The sequence below is a fragment of the Treponema vincentii genome (assembly GCF_018336815.1).
Lineage (GTDB): Bacteria > Spirochaetota > Spirochaetia > Treponematales > Treponemataceae > Treponema.
This window is the reverse complement of the sequence record NZ_CP050497.1, coordinates 1,255,049-1,271,177: the sequence shown is the minus strand read 5'-3', so window position 1 is coordinate 1,271,177 and position 16,129 is coordinate 1,255,049. Positions and strand designations below refer to the sequence as shown.

Sequence of the window (16,129 nt, the reverse complement as noted above, 5' to 3'; positions counted from 1 at the left end):
TCCTCAAGGGAATTTTTATAATGCCGATATATGAGTATACGAATAATTTAAAGGAGTTGAGATGCACATAAACAGTTTTCAAAAGACAGTCGATCTTTTACACCGTGCGCTTGATGTAAACGCCCTTCGCTATACCGTGTCGGCAAACAACCTTGCAAGCTCGGAGATACCGGATTTCAAGCGGACATCGGTCAATTTTGAAACGGAATTAAAACATGCGCTCGATTCCGAAAAACGGGCTGCCGGTCAGTTTCAGTTAGCGGTAACCGATCCGAGTCATATAAAGTCGGATGGCGTTATCGACTATCGTTCGGTTTCTCCGCGGCGTGTGTTGGATTACACGACAACAGCAAAGGCGAACGGCAACAACGTAGATGCTGAAGAAGAAGCGATGACTATCCTCAAGATTCAGATGCAGTATCAGCTGTTGAGTCAGATGACCGGTTTTCAGTACAGCCAAGTACAGTCGGTGTTAAAATAAGGAGCGGTAAATGGGTATCTTCAGCAGTATCAACATAGCGGCGACCGGTATGAGCGCCGAACGGTTACGAACGGATGTTATTTCCGATAACATCGCCAATGCTTCCACTACCAGTTCACAGGAAGGAGGCTATTTCCGCCGCAGCCGCGTCGTTCTTGCGCAGAAAAACGATGGTATCGATTGGCGGCTTCCCTTTGTTTCTTCCGATATGGATAGAGGCGTCGGCACGGGTGTCCGCGTAACCGGTATCGAAAAAGATAACTCCGAGCCGCGGCTGTCGTATGAGCCCGACCATCCCCATGCAATACTTTCGGGGCCGAAAGCGGGTTATGTTGAATATCCGAATGTGAATATCGTAACGGAAATGGTTGACCTGATTTCCGCATCCCGCTCTTATGAAGCGAATGCGGCGGTTGTTCAGGGTTCAAAAGAAATGTTTCAGCGTGCGCTCGAAATCGGACGCTAACGAGATAAGGGGCTCCTATGACGATTACCAATACGGCAACCTTGTATAAGGTTCCGGCTATTATGAAAAATCCGGCAATAGCGCCGATCGCCGTCGATAGCTTCCGCAGCCGCATGGTTTCGGATACGGATTTAGTCGATACGGCAGTAAATAAAAAAGCAATGAGCTTTGAACAGAGCCTGCTCAAAGCCTTTGATGAAATAAATGCAAAACAGCAGCGGACTGCGGAACTCGGGCAACAGATGATTGTAGACCCTGAATCCGTAGACGTACACGATATTACCATCGCAATGGCGGAAGCCGGTATGTCGCTGAAAATTGCACAGACGCTCATCGACCGCGTCGTAAAAAGTTGGAATGATATTACCATAACCAGATAATGGAGCTGTTATAATTATTGTAGCAGGTTCGTTCAGTAAGGGGGAGGACACATGAACGAATGGTTTAAAAAAACATTAACGCAAATCAAAACACTGTGGAGTAAGTGGACGCCTATTCAAAAAGGGATATTGGCAGCCGTCATTGTTGCGGCAGTCGTTATCATCGTCCTGCTTACTTCATGGTCGGCTAAACCCTCACTTGTACCGCTCATCGATACTCCGGTAACGGATGCAACGGTCAGAGAACGTATCATTTTAAGACTCAACGAAGAGAATGTGAACGCGACCGTTTCACAATCGGGTGTTATCTCAGTGAACGACGAGCAAACCGCCCGCCGGATGCGCGCCATTCTCTTGCGCGAAGACCTTATTCCACAAAATACCGACCCGTGGGCGCTGTTCGATGTGGAGCGCTGGACACGGACGGACTTTGAACGCAATATCGACGTACGGCGGGCAGTTATCGAAGAAGTCCGTAAGCATATTAAGGCTCTGGACGATGTGGATGATGCAAGCGTAGTAGTCAACATTCCGGAAGATAAACTGTTCAAAGCGGATCAGAATCCGGTAACGGCAAGCGTTATCCTCTACCCTAAACCGGGCAGTGACATTAGCACGAACCGTAAAAAAATTGAAGGTATTCAAAAGGTCTTAAAATATGCCGTTGAAGGTTTAACCGACGATAATATCACTATTGCCGATAACAGCGGGAACATTCTCAATGATTTCGGCGGTATGAAGGACTTTGACCGCCTCTCCATTATCGAAAAACAGCAAAAGATTATTGCAAAGCTGGAAACGCAGTATGAGATCAAAATTCTTAATCTCTTAAAGCAGACGTACGGAACCGACCGTGTCCGGGATCTCAGTATTAAAATCGATATGGATATGTCGGAAAAGACAGCCGAAACGGTAGAATACCTGCCCTTCCAACTGAGAGCGGACAATCCCGAAACTCCGTATGATGAATCCGAGGTACGAGCTTCGGTTACCCGTTCTTCGGAAACCGCCACGACAACCTATCAGGGAACGGGCTTTAATCCCGAGGGTCCCGCAGGTGTGGAAGGGCAAACGGCTCCATCGTACAAAGACACCAGTAACTTGACCGGCTTGTCTACTCAGTCGATTGTAAAAACAAACGAAGAAATCGGCAGCAGAAAGACTTCCGAAATCGTCAGCCCCGAAATGGGACGGCGTACCGTGTCGGTAAATATCGACGGGCAATGGCGCAAAAAGAAAGATGCAAACGGCAATTTCATCGTTAAAGACGGGCAGATTGAGCGTGAATATATTCCCATCCCTGATGAGGAATTACTGAAAGCAACACAAGCGGTACAAAACGCAATCGGATATAACGCGCTGCGGAACGATTCGGTCAGCGTCCTCAATATTCAATTCGACCGCATGGCGGAGTTTGAAAAAGAAGATGAAGCTTATTTTAGAGCGGTTCAACGGCGATGGATATTGCTGATCAGCTTAGCAGGCTTGGCATTCCTGTTGCTCGTCTTTATCGTTTACCGTATTGTCAGCCGCGAAATTGAGCGCAGAAAGCGGCTCCGCGAAGAAGAGCTTTTACGGCAGCATCAACTTGAACGCGAAAAAGCGTTGTGGGAGGCTGAACAGGCCGGTATGGAAGTTTCAATGTCCGTAGAAGAGATGAAACGGCGCGAACTGTTGGAAAATGTGATAAACAATGCGCGTGAGCATCCTGAAGATGTTGCATTACTGCTGCGCACATGGTTGATGGAGGAATAGTATGGCAGTATCACCGGCAAAAGAAAAAGCGAATGCAGCAAACAATAAAAAGCAAAAAGATATAAAATCGCTGAACGGGCGGCAAAAGGCGGCAATTTTCTTGGTTGCAGTCGGAGAAGAAATCTCCGCCAAGATCATGGAACAGATGCGCGAGGACGAAATCGAAAAACTCGTGTTCGAAATTGCCCGTACCGAAACGGTTGAATCCGAGCTGAAAGAAGCGGTCTTACAAGAATTCCAAGAGCTGATGGCAGCTCAAAACTTCATTACGACCGGCGGTATCGATTATGCGCGCGGATTGTTGGAGAAATCTTTAGGCAGCCAAAAGGCCATTGAGGTTATCAACCGGCTCACGAGTTCGTTGCAGGTACGCCCCTTCGACTTTATCCGGCGTACCGATCCGGCGCATCTTTTAAACTTTATTCAGCAGGAACACCCGCAGACCATTGCGCTCATCCTTGCATATCTGGAACCGCAGAAAGCATCGGTTATTTTGCAGAACCTGCCCGATGAAATTCAAAGCGATGTAGCCCGCCGTATTGCAACGATGGATAGAACGTCGCCTGATGTTTTGCGCGAAGTTGAACGGGTACTCGAAAAGAAGCTTTCTACCCTCTCCAGCGAAGATTATACGGCGGCAGGCGGTGTCGAAAGCATTGTGGAAATCCTCAACCTTGTCGACCGTTCTTCCGAAAAGTCGATTATCGAATCGCTTGAAGATCAAGATCCCGACCTTGCGGAAGAGATCAAGAAACGTATGTTCGTATTTGAAGACATTGTTATGCTTGACGACCGTTCCATTCAGAAGGTGCTGCGTGAAGTTAACAGTGAAGAGCTTGCAAAAGCGCTCAAGATTGTCGATACCGAAGTACAGGACAAGATATTCAGAAATATGTCCAAACGTGCGGCAAGCATGTTAAAAGAAGAAATGGAATACATGGGTCCGACCCGTTTGAAGGACGTCGAAGAAGCACAGCAGAAGATTGTTTCGATTATCCGGCACTTGGAGGACAACGGCGATATTGTTATTGCACGTTCCGACGAAGACGAGATGATTGTCTAACCAAAACAGCGTAGTGAAATCGGCAAAAGGAGATTCTGAAAGTGGCTAAAAATATTTTTCGTGATTTTGAAGTTAAAAAACTCGACGGCGATATGGTGCTGGCATTAGAGAAAACCTTTGAACCGGAAACTACTACCGAAGTGGTAGAAGCCGTTCCGGTTCCCGAAGGCCCGACACTTGAGGATCTCAAAAACGAAGCGGAAGAATTTAAGCGTCAATGGGAAGTTGAAAAAGAACAACTCATTGCCGATGCTCACCGCGAAGCCGATGAAATTATCGAAAACGCAAAGAAAACCGCTTTTGAAGAAGCAAAGCGGCAGATGGATGTGTCTCAAATCGATGCGCAAAAAGCCCGCGAACAAGCTCAAGAAATAGTCAGCGATGCGGAGAAAAAAGCCGCTGATATTGTCGATAAGGCCGAACAAACCGAGGCTGCTACACAAAAGAAAGCTTTTACCGAAGGTTTCGATGCGGGACGGGAAGCGGGCTTCAAAGAAGGAAAAGTTGAAGTAACCCGTTTGATAGAGCGGCTCCATACGATGATTGAGCGCACGATGGATAAACGCGAAGAGATTTTAGCGCAGACAGAACAGCAGATTGTCGACCTCGTACTGCTGATGACCCGCAAGATTGTAAAAGTAATCTCCGAAAATCAGCGGAATGTCGTAACGTCGAATATTATCCACGCGCTGCGCAAGGTAAAGGGACGCGCCGATGTCATTATACGGGTGAACCTTGCCGATGTCGGCTTAACAAGCGAGCATACAAAGGACTTCTTGGCAGCGGCAGAGAATATCAAAAATATCACCGTCGTGGAAGACCTATCGGTAGATGCAGGCGGTTGTATTATCGAAACCGACTTCGGTTCGGTAGATGCACGTATTGCCTCTCAGCTGCATGAGCTTGAACAACGTATCCTCGAAATATCTCCGATACGAACGCGGGCGGCTTCCTCCGACGGGGCTTCAAATCGAAAGTAGCTTATGACATCGCTTTTTGATAAATACCTTGACGCAGTTTCCGAAACGGAACCCATTAAGCGCACCGGTGTTGTCAGCCGGGTGCAGGGGCTTCTTATCGAAAGTCGCGGCCCGCAAGCCTCCGTCGGGGAATTATGCAGAATCAATCTAAAAGATAACACAGAAAGCATTATCGCCGAGGTTATCGGTTTAAACGGCTCAACCGTACAGCTGATGACCTACGAAGATATACAGGGAGTAGAAATCGGCTGTGATGTCATCGCAAGCGGGACAATGCTTTCCGTACCCGTCGGTTCGGTACTGCTCGGCCGCGTCGTCGATTCGCTTGGCAGAGCGGCTGACAACAAACAGGAACCCTACTCTCCCCTGCACTACCCAATTCTTGCTTCACCGCCTGATCCGCTGGAGCGGCGCCCCATTAAAGAACGAATCGTAACCGGTATCCGCGCTATCGACGCACTTCTTGCTGTCGGCAGAGGGCAGCGTATCGGTATCTTTGCCGGTTCGGGTATCGGTAAATCAACCTTGATGGGCATGATTGCGCGGAATACGAGCGCCGACGTCAACGTCATTGCACTCATCGGCGAACGCGGCCGCGAGGTAAACGATTTCTTGGAACACGACCTCGGCCCTGAAGGACTCAAACATTCGGTTGTGGTAACCGCGACATCCGATACCAGTCCGCTCGCCCGTATCCGCGGCGCATATACGGCAACGGCGATTGCCGAGTATTTCCGTGATCAAGGAAAGGATGTGATGCTCCTTTTCGATTCGGTTACTCGTTTTGCTAAGGCTCAGCGTGAAATCAGCCTCGCAATCGGGGAGCCGCCGGCAACCCGCGGCTACACTCCGAGTGTTTTTGAGGTGCTGCCTAAATTGCTTGAGCGGAGCGGAACTTCTGCAAAAGGATCGATTACCGGATTTTATACCGTACTCGTCGACGGCGACGATATGGACGAGCCGATTTCCGATGCGGTACGCGGTATTTTGGACGGACACATCGTGCTTAACCGGAAACTTGCACAGCGCGGGCACTACCCTGCCATCGACGTACTCGGCAGTATTTCCCGTTTGGCAAACCGTGTCGCGGGGGAATGCAGTAAAAAAGCAGCTCAATACATGCGCCGCCTGATGGCAGTCTATGCCGATGCCGAAGATATGATTCAAGTCGGTGCGTATCAAAAAGGCAGTAATCCTGCCATCGACGAAGCCATCGAACACCATGATAAAATCGAAACTTTTTTGCAGCAAGAGGTAAACGATCCCGCGCCCATCGAAAAAACGCTGGAGCAGCTCAGCGCCATTACCCACATCGATATCCCGAATGAGGAAAGTTTCCAAGCGGGCGCAGGGGCCGCAAAAAAATATCTAATGCCGTCGGAAGCCGCCGATTTATACAAAGCCGAAATCGAAAAACCGGCTGCGGAGTATACGGAAAAATAATCCTCGATGAAGAAATTTCAGTTTTCACTTCAAAAGCTCTTGGACATCCGAACCTTCCGCGAAAAAGAAGCGGAAACCAACCTCGGACGTGCCGTTGCTGCCCGCGAAGCAATTGTGTTGCGCCTTACCGAAATCGCACAGGAAGAAATAAAAACACGCCGGTCGCTTAGGGTAAGTCTAAAAACCCCTGCTGAACTCGCCTTGCATGAAAACTACTTGGAACGGCTCCGCATCGACCGGGAAAAACAGGAAAAGGCGCTGGTAGAGGCGGAACTCGTCATCGAAAAAATGCGGAAAATTTATATCAAAGCACATCAAGAGCGGCTCATCGTAACAAAGCTGCGGGAGCGGAAAGAAGTCGAATGGAAAGCGGAAGGGCTGAAACAACAAGATGCGGTTCTCGACGACATCGTCAATGCCCGCGAATATAGAAAAAGTCAGAACCTATAACGCCGCTTAAAGAATCTGCGAAAACAAAATAGTTCAGCCTATAAATAAAAAGGCTCCCTGCATATACCCAACGGCATACATAGGAAGCCTTTTGTCAATGTTGAATTTAGATCCCGTATTACCGAGAATAGAATTCAACAACGTACTGGATATTACCGACCGGTTGAATGTCGGCAGGAGTGGGAAGCGCCGCTACCGTTGCAGATAAATTTTCATCATTAACGGAAAGCCAAACGCCTTTTGCACCCTGTACAGTGCTTAAATTGTGCCGGATAAGATTTTGGAAGCCTTTCTTATCTTTTGTCGTGATAACATCACCGACTTTAACACGCATAGACGGGATATTTGCCGGTTTACCATTCAGTAAGAAATAAGCATGAGAAACCATCTGACGTGCCTGTGCACGGCTTACCGCAAATCCCATTCGATAAATGGTATTATCCAACCGCTGCTCCATTAATGAGAGCATATTGTCGCCGGTAACACCGGACATCTTAAATGCTTTTTGGAATAGATTGCTGAACTGACGCTCGGACATTCCATACGCAAAGCGGAATTTCTGCTTTTCTTTTAACTGTTCACCGTAAACAGAAATCTTTCCACGTTGTTTAGCGCCGCGTTCCTTCCCGGGAGCATTCGGTTTTCTATCCAATAACTTACTGTACTTAGGATTTCCAAAAATATTTGATCCGAATCGGCGGACCAATTTACCTTTCGGCTGTCTTGTTGCCATTTTTCACCTCGTAAATCTAATAAGCACACCGCAGCGGTGTTACAGTAATAGAACCTCTAAAAACTTTAGTTTTTAGAGGTTTTCCTTAGATGTAATTTGCGATGTTTTAATTTAAGTCATTATATTGTAAAGACTTAAATTAAAACTCGTCGGGCATCTTTAAAAATCTAACTGAATTTTTAGAGATGCCCAAGGTCTCTTTTATTAGGGAACGATAAAAAAGAGCATGGCAAACACCCAAAAATACACTGATTTTATCGGTGTTTACCGTATTATGCTTGCCGTACTTCATCAAGATGAAAGCCGCGTACGACAAAACACAATGATATAGCCTATCTCAAAATACCGACTTTTGTCAAGCTATATGCTTAGATTGTTCAGAATAGAGATGCCCGACGAGTTGTTACCCCATAGCTCCTGTTATATATGGAGATGTCCATACTGCTTACTGCACCGTACCGGATTTAACGTACTTCATTACAAGCGGTTTACCATGTACCAAAAGCTGCTTTCCGGCTGCGCATACGCGGAAATCTTCTACCGTAAAAGGCACCGCAAAGAACAGCTCCGCATCGATGGCTTCCGGCTTCTGTGTCGGCGGCGAAGCTGTGTCGGTGCCTTCCAGCGTTACCGGCGTACCGGCAGCCGCACCGTGCATACCGACCAGCTCAACCCGCTCGGTTCCGTCCGCATCGGTATAATGAGACGCTAAGAGCATTCCCTTCGATTCAATTCCGCGCATTTTCCGCGGCTTTAAGTTTTCTGCGAGGATAATATCGGCGCCAACCAGCTCTTCCGGCGCAAAATACGGCGCTAAGCCGGAAAGGATAACCCGCCCGCCTTCCGAGCCGTCGTCAATGGTTTCCACAAAGAGCTTATCCGCATCGGGGTGTTTTTCCACGGAAAGGATTTTCGCGGTTTTTAACGAAATATAATCGGTAAACAGCCGTTCGGGAGAAATATCCGCCCATTCCGGCTTGGCTTTCTGCTTCTCGTTTTTGCTTCCCGCATTCTGCTGTTTTTTTCCGCTCTGTTCTCCGCCTGCTTGCTTTCCCGCAGCCTGTTTTCCGGCTTGCGCGGCGCGTTCCTTCTGACTTCCTGCATAGCGCTCACGATACGCTGCAATCGCATCGTTTTCCAGCGTTTTAAAGATGATTGCAGGCTTTTGTACGCGATCCAAACCGCTCCGCTCCAAGAGGTTTTCCCACGCAAGGGCATTTTCGGGACGGGGCTGCACGGGATGTTCCCAGTCAAAAACATTGCCCGACCATATTTTAATACCTAAGAACGAAGCAACCGCATCGGCGTATTCCGGCATATACGGGTGCATCAATATCAGCAAATCCTTGATTAAATAGCACAGTTCAAAGAGGAGTGCCTCCGCTTTTTCAGGATCAGCCTCGCGGTTTTTCCACGGCTCTCCATCTTGGAACGCTTTGTTGGCAACGGAGGAAAGTGCAAACAGCTCGTGGAAGGCATCGCGCAGTTCCGCTTCTTCAAGCAGCGCAGTGATTTTTTCAATGCTATACTTTGCTGCAGCACGCAAGCCTTCCGTTACCGCACGGACATCCTCACGGGCGGAAGCCATTCCATCCCGCTGCGGGATAACGCCGTCATAATAGCGCGACACAAAGGTGAGCGTCCGGTTTATCAGATTACACAGGTTCCCGACCAGCTCGCTGTTTACCCGCTCTTGAAAATCCTTCCATGTAAACAGGGCATCGTTCTTTTCGGGTCGGTTATAGAAGATATAGAACCGCCACATATCCGCCGGAATCCCCGAATCCTTCGCATCGGAGCCGAACACGCCGATCCCCTTCGATTTTGAGAACTTTCCGGACTCGTAATTAAGGTACTCGCTACTTGAAATATGATGGAGCTTTACCCAGTCCTTCCCCGATGCAATGAGTGAGCACGGAAAAATGACTGTATGGAAGGGGATATTATCCTTTCCGATAAACTGAAAGAGTTCTATGTCATTTTGATCAAGCCACCAGTCTTTCCAATCGGATCCGGTTAAATCGGTAAAGCATTTTGTAATAGAGATATATCCGATCGGCGCATCGAACCAGACGTAGAACACCTTATCTTCAAAGCCCGCTTTCGGGACGGGGATACCCCATTTCAGGTCGCGGGTGATGGCGCGTTCCTGCAAACCGTCGCGCAGCCAGCCTTTGGTCATCTGCACAGCGTTATTGCTCCACTGCCCTTCTACGCTCGCCTTTTGCATCCACGGCTCATACTGCGGCACGATGCCCGGTAAGTCGATGTAGAGGTGTTTGGTGCTGCGCGGCTCCGGAGCGGCTCCGCAGGTGGAACAGCGGGGAGCTTTTAGCTCGGTCGGCTCCAGCAGTTTGCCGCAATGTTCGCACTGATCACCGCGCGCGTCTTCGTAACCGCAGTGGGGGCAAACGCCGCGTACATAGCGGTCTGCCAAAAAGCGGTTACAGTGTGCACAGTGAAGCTGTTCGATAGTATGCTCTTTTATAAAGCCGTTTTTTTCAATGTCTTTAAACATCCCCTGCACGATTTCGGTCTGCTGAGGCGTAGAGGTGCGTCCGAAGTAGTCAAACGCAATATTGAACCAATGATAAATATCGCGGTGGATCGCATGGTAGTAGTCGCACAATTCGCGCGGCGTTTTCCCTTCTTCGAGGGCCTTTGTTTCGGTTGCCGTGCCGTATTCGTCGGTACCGCATATATATAAGCTCGTATATCCGCGGAGTCGGCAAAAACGTGCAAAGACATCGGCGGACAAGACTTGGATTAAATTCCCAAGGTGCGGGATATTATTCACATAAGGAAGAGCTGAGGTAATCAATTTTCGTTTCATATCCGGTTATTATAATGCACAGCAAAAGATCAGTCAATCTTTTGCAAATATACGGCATATCTACTTCGTTGCCTTGCCAAAAGTGTACATCCTTGTACACTTTTGGCTGCGAGTTTCGACGTTGTCAAAACATCGCTTCTGATATAACCAGCGGCATCCGTGCCGCTACTGACAATCCTCAACGTATCAGTACCGCCATGGATGACGGTGGTTCCACGCAAAAACGAGATTTGCGCAATGCAAATCTCGCAGGTAAGAAATGTACAAGGATGTCCATTTCTTACCGAGCCTGCGGTTAATTTGTGCTCGCGCCTCGTATCTACGCCGTCTATTTGCAAAAGCGCTGGCTGTACAGAAGCGGCACGGATGCCGCTGGTTCTAAACAGTAACCAGTTTGCTTGCAAACTGACAACTCAAAAATGTACAAGGATGTACATTTCTGAACGATGGCATCCCTGCCGCTACTGCAAATCCTCAACGTATCAGAACGGACACGGATGTCCGTGAAATTAAGCAGCAGCGAGTTTGCCCCGCAAACTCGACGTTGAACAGTGTACACGGAAGGACACTGTTCAACAGCGCCACGGATGGCGGTGATTCCATGCAGAAGCGAGTTTGCCCTGCAAACTCGTCGTTGAGCAGTGTACAAGGACGTACACTGCTCAACAGTCTATTTCCAAAAGCGCTGGAAAGGCTTTTCAGAACGGACTCGTGGCGGTATAGGCGGGGTTCAATGTTTTGCACTGTAGATTCTCATGTAAACAGTGATTGCTTTACATCGGCATAACAGCAGATGCCGGTTTGCTTCCATTCACAACCTCGGCAAATGCAATCGTATACGGATTCGGTTAGGTGAGATTCAAGTATGCGGTCTATTTCGGTATAAGTATATGTTTTTCTTTCCAATCCAAACTGTAATAGGACGGCATCATCAAATCTTGTTACTTTTGCTTCCGACCGGCAGTGATTGTCGATTCTTTCGGGACATGGGGCGCAAATGGCATCAACACCTATCACTAAGGTAATATCGCAGCCGGTTTTTAACCGATCGATAACACGCTGCATATTTCCGACAAATGCGGGAGAATAGCCTTTGCCTTTAAATGCGCGAGTGCATAAAAGATGATGCGGGCGCAAACTGAGTGTTTCCATTGACGGTATTCCTTGCACTATGGATTTTAAAGATTGCTCAGAATTATACCAAAGTAAAAACCGCAGTGCAAGAAAATCCCATTTCCAATTATCCTACGGGCTGATAAAAAACCGGCCTGATGCATTTACCCCGATCGCCTAATCAACGTAACCACACCGGAAATACTGTAAGCGGTTGGTTCCTTTCTGTGCAAAATTTTGAATAAAATTTTGCACATTTTTTCTAGCAGAGGGGTAAATGCATCAGGCAGAGTAAATAAAAAGCGTAGAATAATTGGGGCTGTGAGACCATTTGAACCGCGGAGTGGTTCAACTCTGGTTGAATAGCCCTAATTATCCTACGGGCTGATAAAAAACCGGCCTGATGCATTTACCCCGATCGCCTAATCAACGTAACCACACCGGAAATACTGTAAGCGGTTGCTTCCTTTCTGTGCAAAATTTTGAATAAAATTTTGCACATTTTTTCTAGCAGAGGGGTAAATGCATCAGGCAGAGTAAATAAAAAGCGTAGAATAATTGGGGCTGTGAGACCATTTGAACCGCGGAGTGGTTCAACTCTGGTTGAATAGCCCTAATTATTCTACGGGCTGATAAAAAACCGGCCTGATGCATTTACCCCGATCGCCTAATATAGCCAGATTTTTTGAAGCGTGATATGATAGGACACACGGGATGTTCATCTTGATATAAATGAGATTTTTCAATCGTCTCGAAAGACCGAAAGGTTGGAAATTTCTTTTATCATCAACATATCCCCTGATTTACTAGGAGGTCAAAAAATGGCATTATCAAAATCGTACATTATCAGTGCAAAACGCACCGCTATCGGGAAATTCCTCGGCGGATTATCAGCCGTGCCGCCTAAGGACATGGGTTCCACGGTGGTCAAAGCGGTACTGGAAGAGGCAAAGGTAAAGCCCAATCAGATTTCGGAGCTTATTTGCGGTAACGTGCTTGGAGCCGGACTCGGACAAAATATCGGACGAACCATCGCATTGGAGGCAGGTATCCCCGAAACGGTGTGTGCTCACTCAATCAACATGGTCTGCGGATCCGGCTTGCGGTCTGTTATGGAAGCGGTTATGTCTATTCAAACGGGTTTTAATGACATCGTTCTCGCAGGCGGTGTAGAATCGATGTCGCTCGCTCCGTATCTTGTTCCTGCCAATACCCGCAGCGGAAATAAGATGGGAAACTGGCAGGCAGTCGATCACATGATTTATGATGCCTTGACCGATGCCCGTGCAAATATCCACATGGGAATTACTGCCGAAAACATTGCGGCAAAGTTCAATATTACCAGAGAGCAGCAGGATGAGTTTGCATTTGCTTCCCAGCAAAAAGCGATTGCCGCTATCGATTCAGGCAAATTTAAAAACGAAATAGTTCCGATTATTATCCATAACAAAAAAGGGGATATTGTTTTCGACACCGACGAATTTCCCAACCGTACCACCAGCCCCGAAAAACTTGCAAAGTTGAAGCCTGCATTTAAAAGCGACGGCACCGTTACGGCCGGTAATGCATCGGGAATAAACGACGGAGCTTCTTTTGTGTTGATTGCAAGTGAAGCGGCGGTAAAAAAATATAACCTCAAACCTATTGCAGAAATTATCGGCATCGGGCAAGGCGGTGTCGACCCGCTCGTGATGGGATTAGGTCCTGTTCCGGCAATCCGCAATGCGTTAAACTATGCGTCGCTGAAACTCTCCGATATGGAACTGATCGAATTGAATGAAGCATTTGCCGCTCAGTCTCTGGGTGTTATCCATGAGTTGGTACGGGAACACGGAGTTGATCGCGATGCGCTGTTAAAACGAACAAACGTAAACGGCGGTGCAATTGCTCTCGGCCATCCGGTAGGAGCTTCGGGCAATCGGATTTTGGTAACCCTTCTTCACGAAATGATCAGAACAGATAAGAAAATCGGCCTTGCTTCCTTGTGTATCGGCGGAGGACAAGGGACTGCCGTTATTGTCAAGCGATAAGATAAAAACATCCGCTGTCGAAACAATCAACGTTAAGAGGCGGTATCCCGCGAGGTGAAGTTAAAAACTCCACCTCGCGGATAGATCATGGTATAGTCCGCAAAACCTTATTCAAATACCAGCGGCGACTTTCCGATCGGTGTAATCCCGCTCAATGTAACGGAAACTTCTATTAAGCTTAACCGTTTACCGGCATTATCAAGTATGAGATTAAAAAAACGTTCATTATTTTCAGTATCTTTAAGCTGCAAAATAGTATTGTCTTTTATCTGCAAAATCGTATACCATCCTGACTGCTGCACCGTATCTTGCAGTAATCGATACGAATTATCCGAAAAAGATAAAGAATAGCCTTCCGTACTTGTCCATGTTTTTTCATCTGCGGTCAATATTTTTTTTATATTGTCAAACGTGGTATTACTTTGCACTTCACGCACGGTATTGCTTATTTTTCGGTACGTTCCATCCCAGTTTGATGCAACACCGATTTTCAAACGTGCAATATCATCGATAACTCTTATATGCACCTCATCAATTCCAAGCAACTCAATATTGATACGACGATGAATACTCGAAATAGAGGCATTTTTTGTAGAAAAATAAATACCGAATCTACGCGGTGTTATCGAATCGATAGTAAAAAGTTCTTGAATATTATCGACGGAAAAAATAATTTCGTTTTCGGAACGGTTAAAAAAAATACTTCGGTTTTGATCTCTTTTTGCACTTGGCTGATACCATAATCCATCAAGAAATTCTTGAAAAGCATGAGCATCTCCCGTTTGAAATTTTTGAAGAAATTGACTTTCAATCCTTTTCCCGGGAATCTTTATTTCTTTTGTTTGTACAAAAAATTCTTTTTTTGCATTCCACGTATATTGTTTTTCTATTTGGTTGAGCGTATTCGGAGCATCTTTATCGGAATAATAAGCAGATATCGTATAATCGGAGATTGAATTATCCTGTTCATTTTTCAGTATAATCTGCCCATCGGCTTGTATGCCCGCTAAAGAACGGACACTGATTATTTTATCTTCATCGATTTCTAATGCATACATACCGAAAACCTGCATAGTATCGGCATTCATTCCATTATATGCTATAATAGGATACGGATATTCTTGCACCATTAATGTATAAACGGAAAGCGTTTTTGCATGTGTCGCCTCCGTCTTTATTTCCGCAGCTCTTGTAAAAGTTTGAGCTTCATTCTCCTGTAAAAATATGAAAAGATAGATGAATTGATCGGACAACTTTTTTGCTGCAATAATTTTATCTTCCTTATTATCACCGTTTACATCTACTTGCACTTCATCAACAAGTACCTCATCGCTGAGCAGCGTAATACCCGATTGCATAATATTTTCAGGTATTACTTCCGAAGCAGATGTCTCTTGCTGTTGCAATTGCGGCGCAACGGGAATAATCGTTTGAGCATTCTGTGGTATTACCTGAGTTCGTTGACGAACAATACGCTGGTAAACCAATATGCCGATAATAACGACGGACGCCACAATGCAAAGTATATAAAACAATTTCTTCATATTTAAAATGCCTTACTTTAAAAGTCCACAGTTTATTTTTTCTCTTCGGTAATAAGCACTTTATTTTGATCATCATTACTACGAGGCACGCCTCTATTATCAATAATATTTGTATAAAGTTCTTTAGTCGTTTTAACAACCTTATCCTGAATATCCATATCCAATGTTATTTCGTACCAATTATCATGTTTAATAATACGTGCTTCCGCCAGATACGGACTTTTAAATGATTCCTGTTTCCCGCGGTATTTTGATGTCCATGGAGCATCTTGTTCAAGATCCGTTACCAATAATAAAATTTTATATCGGTTGTTTTTTCCTCGCTTATTTAATGAAGCTTGGATTGCATCCAGTGCACTGCCGATATCGGTAAATGCGCCGTTGGGAGTAATATTGTCGATTGTTTTTATCAATGTATTACGATCATTTTCATTTTTAATAACTAATGTTTGCAATTCATGCGGTTTTTCATAAAATTCCCAGACGGTAATCCAATCCTCCGGTATTAACATTTCGGTAACAAGCGTATCGCGCACCCATTTATGCAAACTATCAAACTTACCGGGTTCATTCATTGATTGTGATTTATCAATCATCAAAAAAACATCGACGGGAATAGTTCTTTCACCGGCAAATACCGCATAAGAAAGAATACAAAAAACAAGGATACAAAAAATAGATTTGACTTTCAGCATAGTATCTCCTCTTAAAATATAGATAACCACGGTTCTATTTATATAATATTACAAAAAAAAGAAAGTAAAAAGGGGTGGGTGGCTTTACATTTTGCAAAATAGCCTTATAATAAGGGCTGTATTAGTATATCCGTTGCGGATATAAATCTGCTGCAATAAGGAG

Annotated in this window: 14 protein-coding genes; 9 read left to right on the top strand and 5 right to left on the bottom strand. The window is 46.1% G+C overall.

Features of this window, described 5'->3' with window-relative positions; all coding sequences use genetic code 11:
• Positions 1-61 precede the first annotated feature (61 nt).
• From flgB to fliJ, 8 genes are read left to right on the top strand one after another with little or no spacing between them, the layout of a single operon-like run.
• A complete protein-coding gene (gene flgB / locus GWP40_RS05795) occupies positions 62-481 on the top strand; it encodes a flagellar basal body rod protein FlgB (protein WP_212566430.1) in 420 nt (139 codons plus the stop codon).
• A 10-nt stretch (positions 482-491) separates the two neighbouring features.
• A complete protein-coding gene (flgC, locus tag GWP40_RS05790) occupies positions 492-947 on the top strand; it encodes a flagellar basal body rod protein FlgC (RefSeq protein ID WP_016524168.1) in 456 nt (151 codons plus the stop codon).
• A gap of 17 nt (positions 948-964) precedes the next feature.
• Positions 965-1,327 carry a flagellar hook-basal body complex protein FliE gene (gene fliE / locus GWP40_RS05785; protein WP_212566429.1) on the top strand — a complete coding sequence of 121 codons (363 nt, stop codon included), beginning with the start codon at positions 965-967 and terminating at the stop codon, positions 1,325-1,327.
• 51 nt (positions 1,328-1,378) lie between these two features.
• Entirely contained in the window at positions 1,379-3,082 is a 1,704-nt protein-coding gene (fliF, locus tag GWP40_RS05780) for a flagellar basal-body MS-ring/collar protein FliF (RefSeq protein ID WP_212566428.1), read from the top strand.
• 1 nt (position 3,083) lies between these two features.
• The gene (gene fliG, locus GWP40_RS05775) at positions 3,084-4,145 is read left to right on the top strand and encodes a flagellar motor switch protein FliG (RefSeq protein WP_212566427.1); all 1,062 of its coding nucleotides are present in this window, start codon (positions 3,084-3,086) and stop codon (positions 4,143-4,145) included.
• A gap of 41 nt (positions 4,146-4,186) precedes the next feature.
• Entirely contained in the window at positions 4,187-5,125 is a 939-nt protein-coding gene (gene fliH, locus GWP40_RS05770) for a flagellar assembly protein FliH (protein ID WP_212566426.1), read from the top strand.
• Between the two features lie 3 nt (positions 5,126-5,128).
• On the top strand, positions 5,129-6,568 hold the full coding sequence (gene fliI / locus GWP40_RS05765; RefSeq protein ID WP_212566425.1) for a flagellar protein export ATPase FliI: 1,440 nt from the start codon (positions 5,129-5,131) through the stop codon (positions 6,566-6,568).
• 6 nt (positions 6,569-6,574) lie between these two features.
• Entirely contained in the window at positions 6,575-7,018 is a 444-nt protein-coding gene (gene fliJ, locus GWP40_RS05760) for a flagellar export protein FliJ (RefSeq protein ID WP_212566424.1), read from the top strand.
• 118 nt (positions 7,019-7,136) lie between these two features.
• Here fliJ and rpsD read toward each other — a convergent pair whose 3' ends face one another.
• The 3 genes from rpsD to GWP40_RS05745 form a co-directional block, all read right to left on the bottom strand.
• Complete coding sequence (gene rpsD / locus GWP40_RS05755) at positions 7,137-7,751, bottom strand: 30S ribosomal protein S4 (RefSeq protein ID WP_212566423.1); 615 nt, start codon at positions 7,749-7,751, stop codon at positions 7,137-7,139.
• Between the two features lie 445 nt (positions 7,752-8,196).
• Positions 8,197-10,584 carry a methionine--tRNA ligase gene (gene metG, locus GWP40_RS05750; protein WP_212566422.1) on the bottom strand — a complete coding sequence of 796 codons (2,388 nt, stop codon included), beginning with the start codon at positions 10,582-10,584 and terminating at the stop codon, positions 8,197-8,199.
• A gap of 753 nt (positions 10,585-11,337) precedes the next feature.
• Positions 11,338-11,736 carry a DUF1284 domain-containing protein gene (locus GWP40_RS05745; protein ID WP_212566421.1) on the bottom strand — a complete coding sequence of 133 codons (399 nt, stop codon included), beginning with the start codon at positions 11,734-11,736 and terminating at the stop codon, positions 11,338-11,340.
• Between the two features lie 782 nt (positions 11,737-12,518).
• Here GWP40_RS05745 and GWP40_RS05740 point away from each other — a divergent pair.
• Positions 12,519-13,727, top strand: coding sequence for an acetyl-CoA C-acetyltransferase (locus GWP40_RS05740; RefSeq protein ID WP_212566420.1), 1,209 nt, complete (start codon positions 12,519-12,521; stop codon positions 13,725-13,727).
• A gap of 107 nt (positions 13,728-13,834) precedes the next feature.
• Here the strand turns inward: GWP40_RS05740 and GWP40_RS05735 are convergent, their stop codons facing one another.
• Together GWP40_RS05735 and GWP40_RS05730 are read right to left on the bottom strand one after the other, a co-directional pair.
• On the bottom strand, positions 13,835-15,271 hold the full coding sequence (locus GWP40_RS05735; protein ID WP_212566419.1) for a pallilysin-related adhesin: 1,437 nt from the start codon (positions 15,269-15,271) through the stop codon (positions 13,835-13,837).
• A gap of 32 nt (positions 15,272-15,303) precedes the next feature.
• Entirely contained in the window at positions 15,304-15,963 is a 660-nt protein-coding gene (locus GWP40_RS05730; protein ID WP_414162767.1) for a vWA domain-containing protein, read from the bottom strand.
• Positions 15,964-16,129: the final 166 nt, after the last annotated feature.